This is a genomic window from Streptomyces alfalfae (assembly GCF_004127445.1).
GTDB lineage: Bacteria > Actinomycetota > Actinomycetes > Streptomycetales > Streptomycetaceae > Streptomyces > Streptomyces alfalfae.
The window spans coordinates 136,368-154,066 of record NZ_QEXM01000003.1 but is presented as its reverse complement, the minus strand read 5'-3'; the positions used below and the strand labels follow the sequence as shown (position 1 = coordinate 154,066).

Here is a 17,699-nt window from a genome sequence, read left to right as displayed (position 1 = left end):
GGGATCAGGCCGGCAGCGCGTCGACGGTCGGCACCACGACACCGAACAGGTCCGTGACGGCCGTCAGCGCCGCGCTCTGCAGCGCGTCGGCGGACAGGACCGCGCCGTCGAGCGCGGCGAGGGGCCGGGTGGCGGTGGCCTCGGCGACGACGGTGGGCCGGTAGCCGCGGTTGAAGGCGCCCTGGGCGGTGTAGTTGACGCACATGTGCGTCATGAACCCGGCGAGGACGAGGTCCCCGCCGCCGCCCGGGGCGAAGCCCAGGCCGCTGAGGGTCTTCTCCAGATCCGTGTCGTGGAAGGCGTCGGGGAACCGCTTGACCACCACGGTCTCGCCGTCCACCGGCGCCACCTCGTCGATGACGGCCCCGATGTGGGCGCGGATGTCGTACGGGGTGCCCTCGCCGCCGTCATTGACGACGTGGACGACCGGCGTGCCCGCGGCACGGGCCCGCGCCAGGAGCCGGGCGCCCGCCGCGAGCGCCGCGTCGGCGCCGGGCAGGGCCATGACGCCGGTGCGGTAGGTGTTCTGGAAGTCGATCATGACGAGGGCGCTCTCGGCGAGGCGGGGCGCCCTGCCGTCCAGACCGATCACGTCGCGCAGGGTCGTGGAGGGGCGGTCGGTGTTCATGAGGTGCCTTTCGTGGCCGTGGAGGCGGTGACTTGAGTGGAGCCGGGCAGGAAAGTGCCGCGGGCAGGGCGAAGCCGCGGGTCCGCCCGCGGGGGTCGTGGGTGAGGTGAGCGAGGGGTGACGCGGGGTCAGCTCGTGCGGACGCGGAAGCGGCGGCGGTAGGCGGCCGGTGTGCCGGACACCTGCCTGCGGAACGCCCGGTGCAGCGTCTCGACCGAGCCGAGCCCGGACGCGGCGGCGACCTGCTCCAGGGAGTGGTCGGTGCCTTCGAGCAGCCGGCGGGCGGCCTCCACCCGGGCGGCCTCCACGTACTCGGCCGCGCTGGCGCCCGTCTCCTGTTTGAAGACCCGTGCGAAGTGCCGCTCGCTGAGACACATCCGGGCCGCGAGCGCCGCCGCGGACAGGTCGTCCGTGAGGTGGTCGGCGATGTACGCCCGGAGCTCGTCGATGTCCCTGCGGGCCGACGCCGGGCGGCTGAGCGGCACGGAGAACTGGCTCTGGCCGCCCTGCCGCTTGAGGTACATGACGAGCTGCCGGGCCACCGCGAGGGCGACCTCCTCGCCCTGGTCCTCGGCCACCAGGGCGAGCGCCAGGTCCAGGCAGGCGCTGATCCCGGCCCCGGTCCACAGCCGTCCGCGGTCCGTCCGTACGAAGATCGGGTCCGGGTCGACCGTGACGGCCGGGTGGTCGGCCGCCAGCTGGGCAGCGGTCGACCAGTGCGTCGTCGCCGTGTGGCCGTCCAGGAGCCCGGCCGCCGCGAGCAGGTGGGCGCCCACGCACACCGAGGCCACCCGCCGGGCCTGCGGCGCGGTCGCCGCCAGCCACGCCACGACCTCGGCGTCGATGCGGGCGACGGGCCCCTGGCCGGTCATGTCGACCGCGCCGGGCACCAGCAGGGTGTCCACCCGGCCGGTGTCGGCGAACGCCAGGTCCGTGAGCAGCCGCACGCCCGCCGACGTGCGCACCGCACCGGCCTCCGGCCCCGCGAGCAGGACCTCGTAGCCGGGGCGGCCCCCGGTCTCCCGGTCGGCCAGCGCGAAGACCTCGGCGGGGCCTGTGACGTCGAGCAGGTCGACGTCGGGGAAGACCGCGATGACGACGCGGTGTGTGGTGGGCATGCGGCCATCCTCACGGCCGCCGGGGGCGACCGCAATGACGATTCCCTGTCACATCCGGACATGAGCGCGGAGAGGCGCTGGGCCGGACGCCGGGGCATGCGGAAGCGGGCCCCGGCGGTGGGGGGAGTACCGCCGGGGCCCGCTGGCCTCAGTGCGCACGGCCGATGGGCCGGGGTCAGTCGGTGCCGGACTCCATCGCCGCGCGGTCGAGCGCCGACTCCTCGTCCGTCACCTCGCCGCGCGAGGCGATCGCCTGCGCGCCGCCCGCGTCCATGGCGCCGATCAGACCGGTCGACGCCGCCTGCGCGGCGCCGATCGGCGCCGGGTGGCCGGTTCCGACCAGGCCCATGCCCGCGTACTGCTCGAGGCGCGCACGGGAGTCCGCGATGTCGAGGTTGCGCATCGTGAGCTGGCCGATGCGGTCCACCGGGCCGAAGGCCGAGTCCTCGGTCCGCTCCATGGAGAGCTTGTCCGGGTGGTAGCTGAAGGCGGGGCCCGTGGTGTCGAGGATCGTGTAGTCCTCGCCGCGCCGCAGCCGCAGCGTCACCTCACCGGTGACCGCGGCGCCGACCCAGCGCTGCAGCGACTCCCGGATCATCAGCGCCTGCGGGTCCAGCCAGCGGCCCTCGTACATGAGCCGGCCGAGCCGCCGGCCCTCGTTGTGGTACGCGGCGAGGGTGTCCTCGTTGTGGATCGCGTTGACCAGGCGTTCGTAGGCGATGTGCAGCAGGGCCATGCCGGGCGCCTCGTAGATGCCGCGGCTCTTGGCCTCGATGATGCGGTTCTCGATCTGGTCGGACATGCCGAGGCCGTGCCGCCCGCCGACCGCGTTGGCCTCCATGACGAGGTCGACGGGGGTGGCGAACTCCTTGCCGTTGATCGTCACGGGGCGGCCCTGCTCGAAGCCGACCGTCACGTCCTCCGTGGGGATCTCCACGGAGGGGTCCCAGAACCGCACGCCCATGATCGGGTCGACGGTCTCGATGCCCGTGTCGAGGTGCTCCAGGGTCTTGGCCTCGTGCGTGGCGCCCCAGATGTTGGCGTCCGTGGAGTACGCCTTCTCCGTCGAGTCCCGGTAGGGCAGCTCGTGGGCGAGCAGCCACTCCGACATCTCCTTGCGGCCGCCGAGCTCCGTGACGAAGTCCGCGTCCAGCCAGGGCTTGTAGATCCGCAGGTGCGGGTTGGCGAGCAGGCCGTAGCGGTAGAACCGCTCGATGTCGTTGCCCTTGAACGTGGAGCCGTCGCCCCAGATCTGCACCCCGTCCTCCAGCATCGCCCGCACCAGGAGCGTGCCGGTGACGGCGCGGCCGAGCGGCGTGGTGTTGAAGTAGGGGCGGCCACCCGACCTGATGTGGAAGGCGCCGCAGGCCAGCGCCGCGAGGCCTTCCTCGACCAGCGCGGCACGGCAGTCGACGAGACGGGTGATCTCGGCGCCGTACGCGGAGGCGCGGCCGGGCACGGAGGCGATGTCGGGCTCGTCGTACTGGCCGATGTCGGCGGTGTACGTGCACGGCACGGCGCCCTTGTCGCGCATCCAGGCGACGGCGACCGAGGTGTCGAGACCGCCGGAGAAGGCAATGCCGACGCGCTCGCCGGTGGGCAGGGAGGTGAGGACCTTGGACATAGGAAGAGTATGCATCAGGATGCATGGTCATGCAAACCCCGTGCTTCCGTACGGCGACGCGTCGCCCTGTGTTCGCCCAGGTGTCATCTTCCGTCGCCGTGGGTGGGCGAGGATGCGAGGCCCGACAGCGGTGACCGGGCGGCGGTGTGCCGGCCGGCCTCTCGAAAGGACGACGTTGCTGCGCCCACGGCCACGACGTACACAGCACAGCGGCAGGACACTCGGGGCGGGCTCGGCGGCGGTCGTGCTGTCGCTGGCCCTGGCGGGCTGCGGGCTCCTGGGGGAGGGGGCGGAGGACGGCGACGGAAGCGCTTCGTCCGTCGGGTCCCAAGCCGCCGACATCGACTGCGCTAAGTCGGGCAAGGTCCCCGGGACGGGTTCGAGCGCCCAGCAGAACGCCATGAAGCACTGGATCAAGGAGTACGAAGCGGCCTGCCCCGGGGTGCGGATCGCCTACAACCCGCTCGGATCGGGAGCCGGGGGAGCGCAGTTCCTGCGCGGCGCGACCGCGTTCGGCGGCTCCGACAGCCCCCTGCGCGCCGACGAGGTCGAGCTGTCGAAGCGGGTCTGCGAAGGCGGGCGCGCCATCGACCTGCCCATGGTGGGCGGTCCCATCGCGATCGGCTACGACCTGCCGGGCGTGCGGGACCTGGTGCTCGACGCCACGACCCTCGCCAAGATCTTCGACCGGCGGATCACGGCCTGGGACGACCCGGAGATCCGGCGGCTCAACCCCGGCGTCGAGCTGCCCTCCCTCCCCGTCCGCCCGGTGCACCGGTCCGACGACTCGGGCACCACGCAGAACTTCCAGGCCTATCTCGCGGGCGCCGCCCCCGACGTCTGGCGGCACCCGCCGGGCAAGGCCTGGCAGGGCAAGGGCGGCGCGTCGGCGAGCGGTTCGAGCGGTGTCGCCTCCGAAGTGACGTCCGGCTTCGGCGCGATCGGCTACTTCGAGCTGTCCTTCGCGCGGGCCCGCCACATCAAGACCGTCAGCATCGACACGGGCGCGCCCGCGCCGGTCGCGCCGACACCGAGGACGGCGTCGGCGGGGATCGCGGCGGCCCGGGTCGCCGGGAACGGCAAAGACCTGACGCTGAAGTTCCGCCACGACTCCTCGGCGCCCGGCGCGTATCCGATCGTCCAGATCACGTACGAGATCGTGTGCGACAAGGGCAATCAGAAGGCGACGCTGCCCGCCCTGAAGTCCTTCCTGGCCCACACGTCGAGCGAGGCGGGCCAGAAGCGGCTGTCCCGGCTGCACTACGCGCCGCTGCCGGAGTCCTTGGCGGAGCGGGTGCGGGAGGTCGTGAGCGGGCTGTCCTGATCCGGCTGCGGGGTGCGCCGACGGGCTTCGGGCCGCGGGTGGCCACGGCGGACGGCTGAGCCCGTGGCGTGGCGGCGGCAGGGGCGGACGGCTGAGCCTCTTGCGTGGTGGTGGCAAGGGCGTGGCGGCAGTGTGCCCACCCGCCAGTGGCGCAGGTCACGCCGGGGCGGGGGAACTCGGCCATGCCCCGGCCCGACTCCTGGATCGGCTCGGGCCCAGCCGGGCCATGGCCCGTCTATCCAGGGAGCGCCCTATGCCCGCCGAATCCACCGTCGTCGCCGAAGGCGAGGGGCGACCACCCGGCGAGCCCGCGGAGGCGTCGCGCGAGACGCGGGCCGAGGGCGCGCCCAAGCGGTCCGGCTGGGCGACCTTGCGGCCGCTCGTGCTGCGGCTCCATTTCTACGCCGGGCTGCTGATCGCGCCGTTCCTGCTCGTCGCCGCCACGACGGGCCTGCTCTACGCGTGTTCGTACCAGGCCGAGAAGATCGTGTACGCCGACGAGCTGCGCGTCCCGGTGCCGCCGGGGAAGGGCGAACTGCCCCTGACGCGGCAGATGGCCGCCGCCCGCGCCGCACACCCCGAGGGCTCGATCAGCGCGGTCAGGCCCTCGCCGGAGGAGGGGGCCACCACGCGCGTCCTGCTGTCCGGCGTGCCGGGCGTCGACCCCGACCACACCCTCGCCGTCTTCGTGGACCCGTACACGGCCGAGGTGCGCGGCGACCTGGAGCAGTACGGCTCGACGGGGGCCCTCCCGCTGCGCACCTGGATCGACGAGCTCCACCGCGATCTGCACCTCGGGGAGGCCGGCCGCCTCTACAGCGAACTCGCGGCGAGCTGGCTGTGGGTGATCGCGGGCGGCGGCCTCGTGCTCTGGCTGGGACGCCGCAGGTCGCAGCGGAAGGCGCGCGGCACGACGGGCCGCCGCCGCACCCTGGCGCTGCACGGCTCGGTCGGCGTCTGGGCGGCCCTCGGCCTGGTCTTCCTGTCGGCCACGGGGCTGACCTGGTCGGCGTACGCGGGCCAGAGCGTCAGCGACCTCCGCGAGGCCATCGGCCAGACCACGCCCGCGGTGTCGTCGACCGTCACGCCCGGCGCGGAGCCGGCGGCGGAGCCCGCGGGTGAGCACTCCGGCCACGGCGGGAGCGGCGGCTCCGGGGCCGCGGACGGCGAGGGGGCGGCCCGCGCGGACGTCGGGCTCGACGCCGTCCTGAAGGCCGCCCGCGGCCAGGGGCTCTCCAACCCCGTGGAGATCGTGCCGCCCGCCGACGCCTCGTCCGCGTACGTGGTCCGGCAGATCCAGCGAAGCTGGCCGGAGAAGCAGGACTCCATCGCCGTGGACCCCGCGAACGGCGAGGTCACCGACGTCCTGCGGTTCGACGACTACCCGGTGCTCGCCAAGCTGACGCGCTGGGGCATCGACGCGCACTCCGGTTCGCTGTTCGGCCTCGTCAACCAGTTCGCCCTCATCGCGCTCGCCCTCTGCCTGATCCTCCTGATCGTCTGGGGCTACCGCATGTGGTGGCAGCGCGGCCGGGGCTCCGCCTTCGGCCGGCCCGTGGCGCGCGGGGCGTGGCAGAACGTCCCGGCCCACGTCCTCGTCCCGCTGCTCGCGGCGGTCGCCGTCGTCGGCTACTTCGTCCCGCTGCTCGGCATCCCGCTCGCGGCGTTCCTCGCGGTGGACATCGCGCTGGGCGAGCTCGCCTACCGGCGGGGGAGGCGCACATACGCCTGAACCCTCCGATCCGCCGACGACGTGACCCCTCCGATCCGCCGAGGACCTGGAACCCCACCGACCCGCCGACGGGGCTAGGACGATGCGGTCGGGGCCGGCCCCGCGGCGACGCAGAACTCGTTGCCCTCCGGGTCGGCCATCACTATGTGGTGACCGGTGATCTCGGCGAGCACGCCGCCGCCCGCCGCGACGAGCCGCTCGGACTCCGCCTTGACCCTGGCCCAGCGCTCGCCCGCCGAGCCGTGCCCCGGCACGCGGACGTCGATGTGAAGGCGGTTCTTCGCGGTCTTCGGCTCGGGCACCTTGAGCAGCGACAGGCGGGGACCGCGCCCCTCGGGGTCGCAGAGCCAGGCCCCGTCGTCCACGGATTCGTCCGCGGGCGGGCCGAAGCTCGCGAACCACTCCTCGCGGGTGGTGAACGGCGCGGGCGGCGGCTCGTCGACATAGCCGAGGGCCGTTTTCCAGAAGGCGCCGAGGAGTTGGGCGTCGGCGCAGTCGAGGGTCAGGTCGATCATATAAGCCATGTGCGGACCGTAGCGCGCGGCACTGACAACGGGCCCGGGATGTACAGGCCGTCGCGGTCCCGTCGAAAACGAGTGCGGCTCGGGTGTGTGAGGCCCGTCAGAGCGGGCAATCGATGGGTGGGCCCCGCCGTGTCTCCCCCGTCGCGGCGGGGCTCCTTCGCGCCCGGCACGCCGTGCCCCTCCTCCGGCAGGTCCCCGTGCCGCTCCTCCGCCAGGTTTGAGCCTCACCAGGGCGGAAACCCGTGCCCGGCCGAAGGGCGAGGTCCCGTGACCGCCACGACACCCTTGCCGTCCGGCCCCCGGGCGGTGCGACCCGCGCCCGTCCCGACGGAGGAGCCGCAGCAGGGGGACCGGCCGGAGCCCGTCAGGTGCTGGAAGCGCGTTTCGCCTGCGCACGGGTCTGTGACGAGTGCGTCCGGGTCTGCGCCCGGCGCCGCCCGGCCGACGGGCCGAGCCATGCGCTCCGTCTCACCGCCGCCTGCGCCGACGTCTGCGACGCGACCTTCCGCGTCCTCGCCGGGCGGGGCGCGTACGGCGAGGAGGACGAGCAGCGCGTACGCGTGCAGGTCGAGTGGTGCCGCGCCGTCCGCCGCCAGTGCGCGGCCCTCTGCGCCACGTGCCCCGCGTCGGCCGGCTGCGCGAAGGCCTGCCGCCGCTGCGAACGGGCCTGCGACGACCTCACGAAGGCGCTGACGGGACCCGCGACGGCCTAGTGAAGGCGCCGGGCCGAGGCGACGGGCCCCGCGGCACTCGCTCCCGCACCGCCATTCCCTATTTCTGCAACGCGTTCTACTGTGTGCGCCGTCAGGTCCGGGAGCGAGTGAGCCAGCCAGAGCCTGGAGGGGCCGTGCACCTCGAATACACGCCGGAGCAGCAGCGGTTGCGCACCGAACTGCGCGCGTACTTCGCCGGCCTCGTGCCGGACGACGTGCACGTCCGCCATGCCGAACCCGCCGCCCGGAAGCGGTTCTACCGGGAGACCATCCGCCGCCTGGGCGCGGACGGCTGGCTGGGGGTCGGGTGGCCCGAGGAGTACGGCGGCCGCGGGCTCACGCCCATGGAGCAGTTCATCTTCTTCGACGAGGCCGCACAGGCGGGCGTGCCGCTGCCGCTGATGGCACTCAACACCGTGGGCCCCACGCTCATGCGGTTCGGGACCGAGGAGCAGAAGAGCTACTTCCTGCCGAGGATCCTCTCCGGCGAACTCGACTTCGCCATCGGCTACAGCGAGCCCGCCGCCGGCACGGACCTCGCGGCGCTGCGGACGAAGGCGGTGAGGGACGGCGACGAGTACGTCGTCAACGGGCAGAAGATCTGGACGACCAACGGCGACACCGCCGACTGGGTCTGGCTCGCCGTGCGCACGGCGGCGCCCGAGGAGGGCGTCCCGCTCCACAAGGGCATCACCATGCTCCTGGTCCCGACGACCGCCCCGGGCTACTCCTGCACCCTCATCAACACCCTCGCCTCGCACGACACCACGGCCGGCTACTACGAGAACGTCCGCGTCCCCGTCACCCACCGCGTCGGCGAGGAGAACAAGGGCTGGCGCCTCATCACCAACCAGCTCAACCACGAGCGCGTCACCCTCGCCGCCCACGGCACGATGGCCATCCGCGCCCTCCACGACGTACAGCGCTGGGCCATGGACACCAAGCTCGCCGACGGCCGCCGGGTCATCGACCTCGGCTGGGTCCGCCGGCGCCTGGCCATGACCCACACCAGGCTCGACGCGATGAAGCTCCTCAACTGGCGGATGGTCAACGCCGTCCAGGAGGGCACCCTCACCCCGCAGGACGCCTCCGCCGTCAAGGTCTACGGCTCCGAGGCGCGCCGCGACGCGTACGCCTGGCTCATGGAGGTCATCGGCGCGGCGGGCGCCCTCAAGGAGGGCTCGGCGGGCACGGTCCTGCGCGGCGATCTCGAACGCGGCTACCGCTCGGCGGTCATCTTCACCTTCGGCGGCGGCAACAACGAGATCCAGCGGGAGATCATCTCCTGGATCGGCCTGGGGATGCCGCGCGTACGGCGATGACCCGGGCGCCGGACACCCGTCACGGGACGGCGTCACACTGGAGGACATGACCGGCCCCCGGAGGTGGACCCCGTGACCGACCCCGCTGTGACCGACCCCGCGCACGCGCCCTCGCCCGACCCCGGACTCTTCGGGCCGGGTTCGGTGACCTGGCAGGTGCACTCCGACCCCATGATGTGGGTCGCGGGGATACGCGCCCTCTACCTTCAGGCCCTGCATCCCCGAGCGGTGCGCGGCGTCATGCAGAACAGCGACTTCCGCGCCGACGCCTGGGGGCGGCTGATGCGCACCGCCGGGTTCGTCGGGACCACCACCTACGGCACCACCGAGGCCGCCGAGCGCGCCGGCGCGCGGGTGCGCAAGATCCACGCGACGCTCACGGCCACCGACCCGGCGACGGGGGAGCGGTACCGGGTCGACGAGCCGGAGCTGCTGCTCTGGGTGCACTGCGCGGAGATCGACTCCTACCTCCACGTCGCACGCCGGTCGGGGCTGCGGATGCCGGACGCCCTCGCCGACCGGTATGTGCGCGAGCACCGCGAGAGCGCCCGGCTGGTGGGGCTCGATCCGGCCGATGTGCCGGGGTCCACGGCCGAGCTGCGGGCGTACTTCCGTGACGTGCGGGGCGAGTTGGCCGCCGGTCCAGGCGCCCGCGCCGTGGACGACTTCCTGCGGTGTCCGCCGACGCCGCCCCTGCTGGTCCCGGCGCGCTTCCTGCTGTGGCGGCAGGTGGCCCGCCTCGCGTACGCCTCGCTGCCCGCGTACGCGCACGAGCTGTACGGCAGGGCCGCCCCGCCGCCCGCCGTGGTGACGCGCCGCCTTGTCCTCACCGGCGCCGTCCTGCGCACCGTCCCCAGCCGTCTGCGCTGGCAACTTCCGCCCAAGCACATCCTGCGCGCCATGGCCAGGCTCGGCCCCGGCAGCCGCCCTGCCCCGTACAAACTTCACAGACCAGAAGCCATACTGGACGGGCCGGGGAGGGCGCAGCGAGGCGACGGGGGCGACGGCGCGAGATGGCGGACACCAGGCTGATCCAGAGCCGCTACCGACTCCTGGATCTGATCGGGCGCGGCGGCATGGGCGAGGTGTGGCGGGCGCGCGACGAGTCGCTCGGCCGCCAGGTCGCCGTCAAGTGCCTCAAGCCGATGGGGCCGCAGCACGACCACGCCTTCACCCGCGTCCTGCGCGAGCGCTTCCGCCGCGAGGCCCGCGTCGCCGCCGCGCTCCAGCACCGCGGCGTGACCGTCGTCCACGACTTCGGCGAGTACGAGGGCGTGCTCTATCTGGTGATGGAGCTCCTCGAAGGGCGCAACCTCAGCCAGATCCTGGAGGACAACAAGCAGCACCCGCTGCCCGTCGCCGACGTCGTGGAGATCGCCGCCCAGGTCTCCGCCGCCCTCGCGTACACCCATGACCAGGGCATCGTGCACCGCGACCTGAAGCCCGCGAACATCATGCTGCTCACCGACGGCACGGTGAAGATCTGCGACTTCGGCATCGCGCGGCTCGGCGCCGACATCGGCTTCACCTCGCGCCTGACCGGCACGGGCATCGCGATGGGCACCCCGCACTACATGTCGCCCGAGCAGATCAGCGGCGACCCGGTCGACCAGCGCAGTGACCTGTACTCCCTGGGGTGCGTGCTGTACGAGATCGCCACCGGGGCCCCGCCCTTCGACTTGGAGGACGCCTGGGCCGTGCTCGTCGGGCACCGCGACACGGCGCCCGCGCCGCCCCGCCGCCACCGCGGCGAACTGCCCGCGTTCCTCGACGACCTCGTCCTCGACCTCCTCGCCAAGGACGCGGCCGACCGGCCGCAGGACGCCCGCGACCTGAGCCGCCGCATCGCCGAAGGCCGCGCCACCCCCGCGTACGTCCCGACCGTCGTCACGCCCCACCCGCGCAACCACCACCCGCACGGCGCCGCGACCGTCCGCGAGGAGCGGCTGCCCTCCTGGACGCGGGGCATGACCACCGGGGTCAAGGCGGGCGGCGGCTCCGGGCCGCGACCCACCCCGCCCGACACGGCGGCGGGCCTGACCGGCGAGTGGATACCGCGGCCCGACGCCCGCCGCGCCGCCGCGCCCCGCGAACCCGAGCGGCCCGCGCCGCCGCCGGAACTGCTCGCCACACTGGCGGGACGCCACAACGCGGGCCTCAGCCTGGGCCGGCTCGGGCGGTGGGCGGAGGCGGGCGAGGTGCACCGCGCGGTCGCCGCCGAGCGTGAGCACGCCCTCGGCCCCGACCACCCCGACACGCTCGCCAGCCGGTACGAGATCGGCTTCACGCTCAGCCGCACCGGGCGGGCCGCCGACGCCCTGCGCGAGTACACCCGCGTGGCGCGGGGGCGGGAGCGCTCCCTCGGCGCCGAGCATCCGGACACGCTCGCCGCCCGCCAGGAGATGGCCTACGTGCTCGGGCAGCTCGGGCGGCACTTCGAGGCCCACCAGACGTACACCTCGGTGCTCGCGGTGCGGGAGCGGGTGGCGGGGCCCGACCACCCGGACACGCTGCGCTGCCGCCACAACCTCGCCTACAACCTCAGCCGCCTCGGCCGCCTGGAGGACTCCTACCGTCTGGCCGACGAGGTGGCACAGGCCCGCGCGCGCGTCCTGGGGGCCACGCACCCCGACACACTCGTCACGCGGTACGAGGTCGCGTACGCGCTCGGACAGCTGGGGCGCTGGCCCGAGGCGCTGCAGACCTACCGCGAGGTCGCCGACGCGCGGGTGCGGGCGCTCGGGCCCGACCACCCCGACACGCTCGCCGCCCGCTACGAGGTCGGCATCAGCCTCGGCAGACTCGGCCGCAGCGGTGAGGCGCTCGACCTGTACCGCGTCCTGGTCGAGGACCGGACGCGCGTCAACGGCCCCGCCGATCCCGAGACGCTCCGGGCCCGCCACGGCCTCGGCGTGAACCTCGGACGGCTCGGCCGCTGGGAGGAGGCCCTCGCCGAGGCGCGGGACGTGTGCGCGATCCGGGAGCGGGTCCTCGGCCCCGACCACCCGGACACGCTGGTCAGCCGGCGCGAGGTCGCGGTCGGCCTCGGCTGGCTGGGGCGCTGGCCCGACGCCCTCACCGAATACCGCGGGGTGGCCGCCGCCAGGGAGCGGGTCCTCGGCACGGGCCACCCCGACGCCCTGGCCAGCCGCAACGACGAGGCGCACTGCCTGGAACAGCTCGGCCGCGGCGCCGAGGCCGTGGAGCTCTACCGCAGGGTGGCGGCGCTGCGGCAGCGGAGCGCCGCGGGCGGGCTCCGAGACGTCCCCGGGTGACCCGATGCGGGACCGGTGTGCCGGGGCGCGGTCGCGCGGGGTCCTCGGCGGTGGTCCTTCGTGTTAGGAAGAGCCATGTCTGATCGCGATGTGTACGACGCCGTCATCGTCGGCGGTGGCCACAACGGTCTCGTCGCCGCCGCCTACCTCGCCCGCGCCGGACGCTCCGTGCTGCTCCTCGAAAGGCTCGGCGCCACCGGGGGCGCGGCCGTCTCCGGTCGGCCCTTCCCCGGGGTCGACGCACGGCTCTCGCGCTACTCGTACCTCGTCAGCCTCCTGCCGAAGAAGGTCGTGCGCGACCTCGACCTGGACTTCCGGGTGCGCACGCGCACCGTCTCGTCCTACACCCCCACCGAGCGCGGCGGCCGCCCCGCCGGGCTGCTCGTCGGCGGCGGCGAGGCCCGTACCCGGCGGGCCTTCACCCGGTTGACCGGTGACAGCGGGGAGTACGAGGCCTGGCGGGAGTTCCACGCGATGACCGGACGCCTCGCGGCCCGCGTCTTCCCCACGCTCACCGAACCGCTGCCGACCCGGGCGGAGCTGCGCACCCGCATCGACGACGCCACCGCCTGGCGCACGCTCTTCGAGGAACCCATCGGCACGGCGATCGAGCAGCGCTTCTCCGACGACCTGGTGCGCGGCGTCGTCCTCACCGACGCCCTGATCGGCACGTTCGCCGACGCGGGCGACCCCTCCCTGAAGCAGAACCGCTGCTTCCTCTACCACGTCATCGGCGGCGGGACCGGCGACTGGAACGTCCCCGTCGGCGGCATGGGCGCCCTCACCGACGCCCTCGCCGACTCCGCGCGCAACGCGGGGGCCACGCTGCGCACGGGCTGTGAGGCCACGCGGATCGCCACCGACGGGCGGCGCGCCGAGGTCACGTACCGCCAGGGCGACGAGGGCGAGCGCACGGCCGCCGCCCGGCACGTCCTGGTCAACGCCTCCCCGCAGGCCCTCGCCGGGCTCCTCGGCGACGAGCCGCCCGCGCCCGCCGAAGGCGCGCAGCTGAAGGTCAACATGCTGCTCAAGCGGCTGCCGAGGCTCCGCGACACCGCCGTCGACCCGGCCGAGGCCTTCGCGGGCACCTTCCACATCGCCGAGGGGTACGGGGAGCTGGCGACCGCCTACGCGCAGGCCGCCTCCGGCACGCCGCCCACCGCGCCGCCCTCCGAGATCTACTGCCACTCCCTCACCGACCCGACGATCCTCGCCCCCGACCTCGCCGAGCGCGGCTACCAGACCCTCACCCTGTTCGGCCTGCACACCCCCGCCCGGCTCTTCGCCGAGGACAACGACGCCGTACGGGCCGAGCTGCTGGAGTCGACGCTCGCCCAGCTCGACGCGCACCTGGCCGAGCCGATCGCCGACTGCCTCGCGCTCGACGCCGAGGGACGCCCCTGCGTCGAGGCCAAGACCCCGCTGGACCTGGAGCGCGACCTGCGGCTGCCCGGCGGCCACATCTTCCACGGAGACCTCGCCTTCCCCTACGCCCAGGAGGGCGCCGGGCGTTGGGGCGCGGAGACCCGGCACGCGAATGTGTTCCTCTGCGGGGCCGGCGCGGTGCGCGGTGGCGGCGTCAGCGGGGTGCCGGGGCACAACGCCGCGATGGCCGCGCTGGGGGAGTGACCGGCGAGGGACGAGGGTGAGCGGGCCCCGCTTGCGTCTCCCGTAGGGGGAGACGTGAGGGTGGAGCCATGAACGGCGACACCGAAACGCTTCCGGGGCCCGCCGCCCCCCTCTACTCCATCGGCGAACTCGCCCGCCGCACCGGGCTCACCGTCAAGACCATCCGGTTCTGGTCCGACTCCGGGATCGTCACGCCGACGGAGCGCACCCCGGCGGGCTACCGGCGTTACGGCGTCGACGCCGTGGCCCGCCTCGACCTCGTGCGGACCCTGCGCGAGATCGGGCTCGACCTGCCGACCATCCGCAAGGTCGTGGACCGGGAGGTCCCGCTGGCCGACGTGGCGGCGGCGCACGCCGAGGCCCTGGACGTGCAGATCCGCACGCTGCGCCTGCGCAGGGCCGTCCTGACCGCCGTGGCCAAACGCGGCGCCGACCCCGAGGAGCTGGCCCTCATGCACCGTCTCGCGAAGCTGTCCGAGGACGAACGCCGCCGCATGGTCGACGACTTCCTCGGCATGGTCTTCGAAGGCCTCCACAGCCACCCGGCGTTCGGCGCGGTCATCCGCTCCATGACCCCGGAGCTCCCGGACGACCCCACGGCGGAGCAGGTCGCGGCGTGGGTGGAGCTGGCCGAGCTGCTCCAGGACCCCGGCTTTCGCGCGAGCGTGCAGGGCATGGCGCGTGACCTCGCCGAGGACCGGTCACCCGACGACGCCATGGGCCTGCCCCGCGTCCTCGCCGAAGCCGTCCGCTCCCTGGCCGAACCGGCGCTGGCCGAGGGCATCGGCCCGCACACGCCCCGGGCCGCCCGCATCGCCGCGGCGCTCACGGCGCACTACGCCCGCATCACCGGCCACCCCGACGACGAAGCCCTCCGCGTCCGCCTCGCCGCCCGCTTCCGGACCATGAACGACCCCCGCAGGGACCGCTACCTCCGCCTCCTGGCGGTCCTGAACGACTGGCCACCCCCGACCGACCTGGCCCCCGCCCTCACCTGGACCGTCCAGGCACTGCACGCCCCGGACCACGGCCGCCGTGGGCGCGGCCAGAAGCCGGGCACCGCCCCCTGAACCGGATCTGACGCTGCATCAGTAAACCCCTTCCCCCTTGACGGGCCCTGCGGCATCCTGCGCCCATGCAGACGGAGTTGAGCAGGAGACTGGGAATCGAGCACGCCATCTTCGGGTTCACGCCGTTCCCCGCCGTGGCCGCCGCCATCAGCAGGGCGGGTGGGTTCGGGGTGCTCGGCGCGGTTCGCTACTCGGCGCCCGACGAACTGGCCAGGGACCTCGACTGGATGCAGGAGCACGTCGACGGCCGGCCGTACGGGCTCGACGTCGTCATGCCCGCCAAGAAGGTCGAGGGGGTCAGCGAGGCCGACGTGGAGGCCATGATCCCCGAAGGCCACCGGCAGTTCGTCAGGGACGTCCTCGCCAAGCACGGCGTCCCCGAGCCGGCCGAGGGCGAGGCGTCGGGGTGGCGGATCACGGGCTGGATGGAGCAGGTCGCCCGCAGCCAGCTCGACGTCGCCTTCGACTACCCGATCAAGCTCCTCGCCAACGCCCTCGGCTCACCCCCGGCCGATGTGATCCGGCGCGCCCACGACCGGGACGTCCTCGTCGCCGCCCTCGCGGGCAGCGCCCGGCACGCCCGCAAGCACGCCGAGGCGGGCATCGACATCGTGGTCGCGCAGGGGTACGAGGCGGGCGGCCACACCGGCGAGATCGCCTCCATGGTCCTCACCCCCGAGGCCGTCGACGCGGTCACGCCCCTGCCCGTCCTCGCCGCGGGCGGCATCGGCAGCGGGCGGCAGATCGCCGCCGCGCTCGCACTCGGCGCCCAGGGAGTCTGGCTCGGCTCCCTCTGGCTCACCACCACCGAGGCCGACCTGCACTCGCCCGCCCTCACCCGCAAGCTGCTCGCCGCGGGGTCCGGCGACACGGTCCGCTCCCGCGCCCTGACCGGCAAACCCGCCCGCCAGCTCCGCACGGAGTGGACCGAGGCGTGGGACGACCCGCAGGGCCCCGGCGCCCTGCCCATGCCGCTCCAGGGCCTGCTCGTCGCCGACGCCGTCTCACGCATCCAGAAGTACGAGGTGCAGGAGCTGCTCGGCACGCCCGTGGGGCAGATCGTCGGCCGGATGACCAGCGAACGGGCCGTCCAGGACGTCTTCGACGACCTGACCCGCGGCTTCGAACGGGCCGTGGACCGCGTCAACCGCATCGCGGGAAGGGGACGTCACGCATGAGCACACCGCCCTCCAACACACCCCCCAACGGCTTCTGGGCGCAGGCCGCCGCCGACCCCGGACGCCCCGTCCTCGTCACCCCCGGCGGCGAGCAGTGGACGGCGGGCCGTCTGCACGCCGCCGTCAACCAGCTGGTCCACGGCCTGCGGGCGGCGGGCCTGCAGCGCGGCGACGCCTTCGCCGTGGTCCTGCCCAACGGAGTCGAGTTCCTCACCGCCTACCTCGCCGCCTCCCAGGCCGGGTTCTACCTCGTCCCCGTCAACCACCACCTGGTCGGCCCGGAGATCGCCTGGATCGTCACCGACTCCGGCGCCAAGGCACTCATCGCGCACGAGCGGTTCGCCGGCGCGGCTGCGGCGGCGGCCGACGAGGCCGCGCTCCCCGCGACCCACCGCTACGCCGTCGGCGACGTCCCCGGCTTCCGCCCCTACGCGCGACTCCTCGAAGGGCAGCCCGACTCGGCGCCCGCGGACCGCACCCTCGGCTGGGTCATGAACTACACCTCGGGCACCACGGGCCGCCCCCGCGGCATCCGCCGCCCGCTGCCCGGCAAGGCCCCCGAGGAGTCCTACCTCGGCGGCTTCCTCGGCATCTTCGGCATCAGGCCCTTCGACGGCAACGTCCACCTGGTCTGCTCGCCGCTCTACCACACCGCCGTGCTCCAGTTCGCGGGCGCGGCCCTGCACATCGGCCACCCGCTGGTCCTGATGGACCGGTGGACGCCCGAGGAGATGCTGCGCCTCATCGACGCGCACCGCTGCACGCACACCCATATGGTGCCGACCCAGTTCCACCGCCTGCTCGCCCTGCCGGACGCGACGAAGGCGGCGTACGACGTGTCCTCGATGCGGCACGCCATCCACGGCGCCGCGCCCTGCCCCGACCACGTGAAGCGGGCGATGATCGAGTGGTGGGGCGAGTGCGTCGAGGAGTACTACGCGGCCAGCGAGGGCGGCGGCGCCTTCGCCACCGCCCAGGAGTGGCTGAAGAGACCGGGGACGGTCGGCAGGGCCTGGCCCATCAGCGAGCTGGCCGTCTTCGACGACGAGGGGAACCGCCTCCCGCCCGGTGAACTGGGCACCGTCTACATGAAGATGTCCACCGGCGGATTCTCCTACCACAAGGACGAGGCGAAGACGGCGAAGAACCGCATCGGTGACTTCTTCACCGTCGGCGACCTCGGCCTCCTCGACGAGGACGGCTATCTCTTCCTGCGCGACCGCAAGATCGACATGATCATCTCGGGCGGTGTGAACATCTACCCCGCCGAGATCGAGTCGGCGCTGCTCACCCACCCCGCCGTCGCCGACGCCGCCGCCTTCGGCATCCCGCACGACGACTGGGGCGAGGAGGTCAAGGCCGTCGTCGAGGTCGCCGAGGGCAGGGAGGCGGGCGACGCGCTCGCCGCCGACATCCTCGCCCACTGCGAACGGCGTCTGGCCGGCTACAAGCGGCCCAAGAGCGTCGACTTCATCGCGGCCATGCCTCGCGACCCCAACGGCAAGCTGTACAAGCGGCGGCTGCGCGAGCCGTACTGGGAGGGCCGCCGGCGCACGATGTGA

14 protein-coding genes are annotated in these 17,699 nt (G+C 73.8%); 10 read left to right on the top strand and 4 right to left on the bottom strand.

Features of this window, described 5'->3' with window-relative positions; all coding sequences use genetic code 11:
- Nucleotides 1–4 precede the first annotated feature (4 nt).
- The 3 genes from DCW30_RS01345 to argG all read right to left on the bottom strand — a co-directional run bounded on the left by DCW30_RS01345 (nt 5) and on the right by argG (nt 3,370).
- The gene (locus DCW30_RS01345) at nt 5–628 is read right to left on the bottom strand and encodes an isochorismatase family protein (protein ID WP_076682787.1); all 624 of its coding nucleotides are present in this window, start codon (nt 626–628) and stop codon (nt 5–7) included.
- A gap of 128 nt (nt 629–756) precedes the next feature.
- Complete coding sequence (locus DCW30_RS01340; RefSeq protein ID WP_076682786.1) at nt 757–1,746, bottom strand: GlxA family transcriptional regulator; 990 nt, start codon at nt 1,744–1,746, stop codon at nt 757–759.
- Nucleotides 1,747–1,921: 175 nt separating this feature from the next.
- Nucleotides 1,922–3,370 (bottom strand): argininosuccinate synthase, encoded by a 1,449-nt coding sequence (argG, locus tag DCW30_RS01335; protein ID WP_076682785.1) that lies wholly within the window; start codon nt 3,368–3,370, stop codon nt 1,922–1,924.
- 175 nt (nt 3,371–3,545) lie between these two features.
- On the opposite strand from argG, the gene pstS reads away from it, so the two are divergent.
- A complete protein-coding gene (gene pstS, locus DCW30_RS01330; RefSeq protein WP_237283312.1) occupies nt 3,546–4,694 on the top strand; it encodes a phosphate ABC transporter substrate-binding protein PstS in 1,149 nt (382 codons plus the stop codon).
- 253 nt (nt 4,695–4,947) lie between these two features.
- Nucleotides 4,948–6,426 carry a PepSY-associated TM helix domain-containing protein gene (locus DCW30_RS01325; protein WP_076682784.1) on the top strand — a complete coding sequence of 493 codons (1,479 nt, stop codon included), beginning with the start codon at nt 4,948–4,950 and terminating at the stop codon, nt 6,424–6,426.
- A 74-nt stretch (nt 6,427–6,500) separates the two neighbouring features.
- On the opposite strand, the gene DCW30_RS01320 is transcribed toward DCW30_RS01325, so the two are convergent.
- Complete coding sequence (locus DCW30_RS01320; protein ID WP_062772810.1) at nt 6,501–6,950, bottom strand: VOC family protein; 450 nt, start codon at nt 6,948–6,950, stop codon at nt 6,501–6,503.
- A gap of 368 nt (nt 6,951–7,318) precedes the next feature.
- On the opposite strand from DCW30_RS01320, the gene DCW30_RS01315 reads away from it, so the two are divergent.
- From DCW30_RS01315 to DCW30_RS01280, 8 genes are all read left to right on the top strand, one after another.
- Nucleotides 7,319–7,663: a four-helix bundle copper-binding protein gene (locus DCW30_RS01315; protein WP_076682783.1), complete on the top strand. Its 345-nt coding sequence runs from the start codon at nt 7,319–7,321 to the stop codon at nt 7,661–7,663.
- Nucleotides 7,664–7,797: 134 nt separating this feature from the next.
- Nucleotides 7,798–8,985: an acyl-CoA dehydrogenase family protein gene (locus tag DCW30_RS01310; protein ID WP_076682782.1), complete on the top strand. Its 1,188-nt coding sequence runs from the start codon at nt 7,798–7,800 to the stop codon at nt 8,983–8,985.
- Nucleotides 8,986–9,057: 72 nt separating this feature from the next.
- Nucleotides 9,058–10,017 carry an oxygenase MpaB family protein gene (locus DCW30_RS01305; RefSeq protein WP_232627015.1) on the top strand — a complete coding sequence of 320 codons (960 nt, stop codon included), beginning with the start codon at nt 9,058–9,060 and terminating at the stop codon, nt 10,015–10,017.
- Nucleotides 9,999–12,260 (top strand): serine/threonine-protein kinase, encoded by a 2,262-nt coding sequence (locus DCW30_RS01300; protein ID WP_076682781.1) that lies wholly within the window; start codon nt 9,999–10,001, stop codon nt 12,258–12,260. The genes DCW30_RS01305 and DCW30_RS01300 overlap by 19 nt, the downstream gene beginning before the upstream one ends.
- Nucleotides 12,261–12,335: 75 nt before the next feature.
- A complete protein-coding gene (locus tag DCW30_RS01295) occupies nt 12,336–13,889 on the top strand; it encodes a phytoene desaturase family protein (protein ID WP_076682780.1) in 1,554 nt (517 codons plus the stop codon).
- Nucleotides 13,890–13,957: 68 nt separating this feature from the next.
- Complete coding sequence (locus DCW30_RS01290) at nt 13,958–14,959, top strand: MerR family transcriptional regulator (RefSeq protein WP_076682779.1); 1,002 nt, start codon at nt 13,958–13,960, stop codon at nt 14,957–14,959.
- Nucleotides 14,960–15,024: 65 nt separating this feature from the next.
- On the top strand, nt 15,025–16,137 hold the full coding sequence (locus DCW30_RS01285; RefSeq protein ID WP_076682777.1) for an NAD(P)H-dependent flavin oxidoreductase: 1,113 nt from the start codon (nt 15,025–15,027) through the stop codon (nt 16,135–16,137).
- Nucleotides 16,134–17,699 carry an acyl-CoA synthetase gene (locus tag DCW30_RS01280; RefSeq protein WP_076682775.1) on the top strand — a complete coding sequence of 522 codons (1,566 nt, stop codon included), beginning with the start codon at nt 16,134–16,136 and terminating at the stop codon, nt 17,697–17,699. Before DCW30_RS01285 ends, DCW30_RS01280 begins: the two co-directional genes overlap by 4 nt.

Coding starts and splice junctions, on each gene's coding strand:
- DCW30_RS01345 (WP_076682787.1), bottom strand. CDS start 628: ATGAACACCGACCGCCCCTCCACGACCCTGCGCGACGTGATCGGTCTG.
- DCW30_RS01340 (WP_076682786.1), bottom strand. CDS start 1,746: ATGCCCACCACACACCGCGTCGTCATCGCGGTCTTCCCCGACGTCGAC.
- argG (WP_076682785.1), bottom strand. CDS start 3,370: ATGTCCAAGGTCCTCACCTCCCTGCCCACCGGCGAGCGCGTCGGCATT.
- DCW30_RS01325 (WP_076682784.1), top strand. CDS start 4,948: ATGCCCGCCGAATCCACCGTCGTCGCCGAAGGCGAGGGGCGACCACCC.
- DCW30_RS01320 (WP_062772810.1), bottom strand. CDS start 6,950: ATGGCTTATATGATCGACCTGACCCTCGACTGCGCCGACGCCCAACTC.
- DCW30_RS01300 (WP_076682781.1), top strand. CDS start 9,999: ATGGCGGACACCAGGCTGATCCAGAGCCGCTACCGACTCCTGGATCTG.
- DCW30_RS01295 (WP_076682780.1), top strand. CDS start 12,336: ATGTCTGATCGCGATGTGTACGACGCCGTCATCGTCGGCGGTGGCCAC.
- DCW30_RS01290 (WP_076682779.1), top strand. CDS start 13,958: ATGAACGGCGACACCGAAACGCTTCCGGGGCCCGCCGCCCCCCTCTAC.
- DCW30_RS01285 (WP_076682777.1), top strand. CDS start 15,025: ATGCAGACGGAGTTGAGCAGGAGACTGGGAATCGAGCACGCCATCTTC.
- DCW30_RS01280 (WP_076682775.1), top strand. CDS start 16,134: ATGAGCACACCGCCCTCCAACACACCCCCCAACGGCTTCTGGGCGCAG.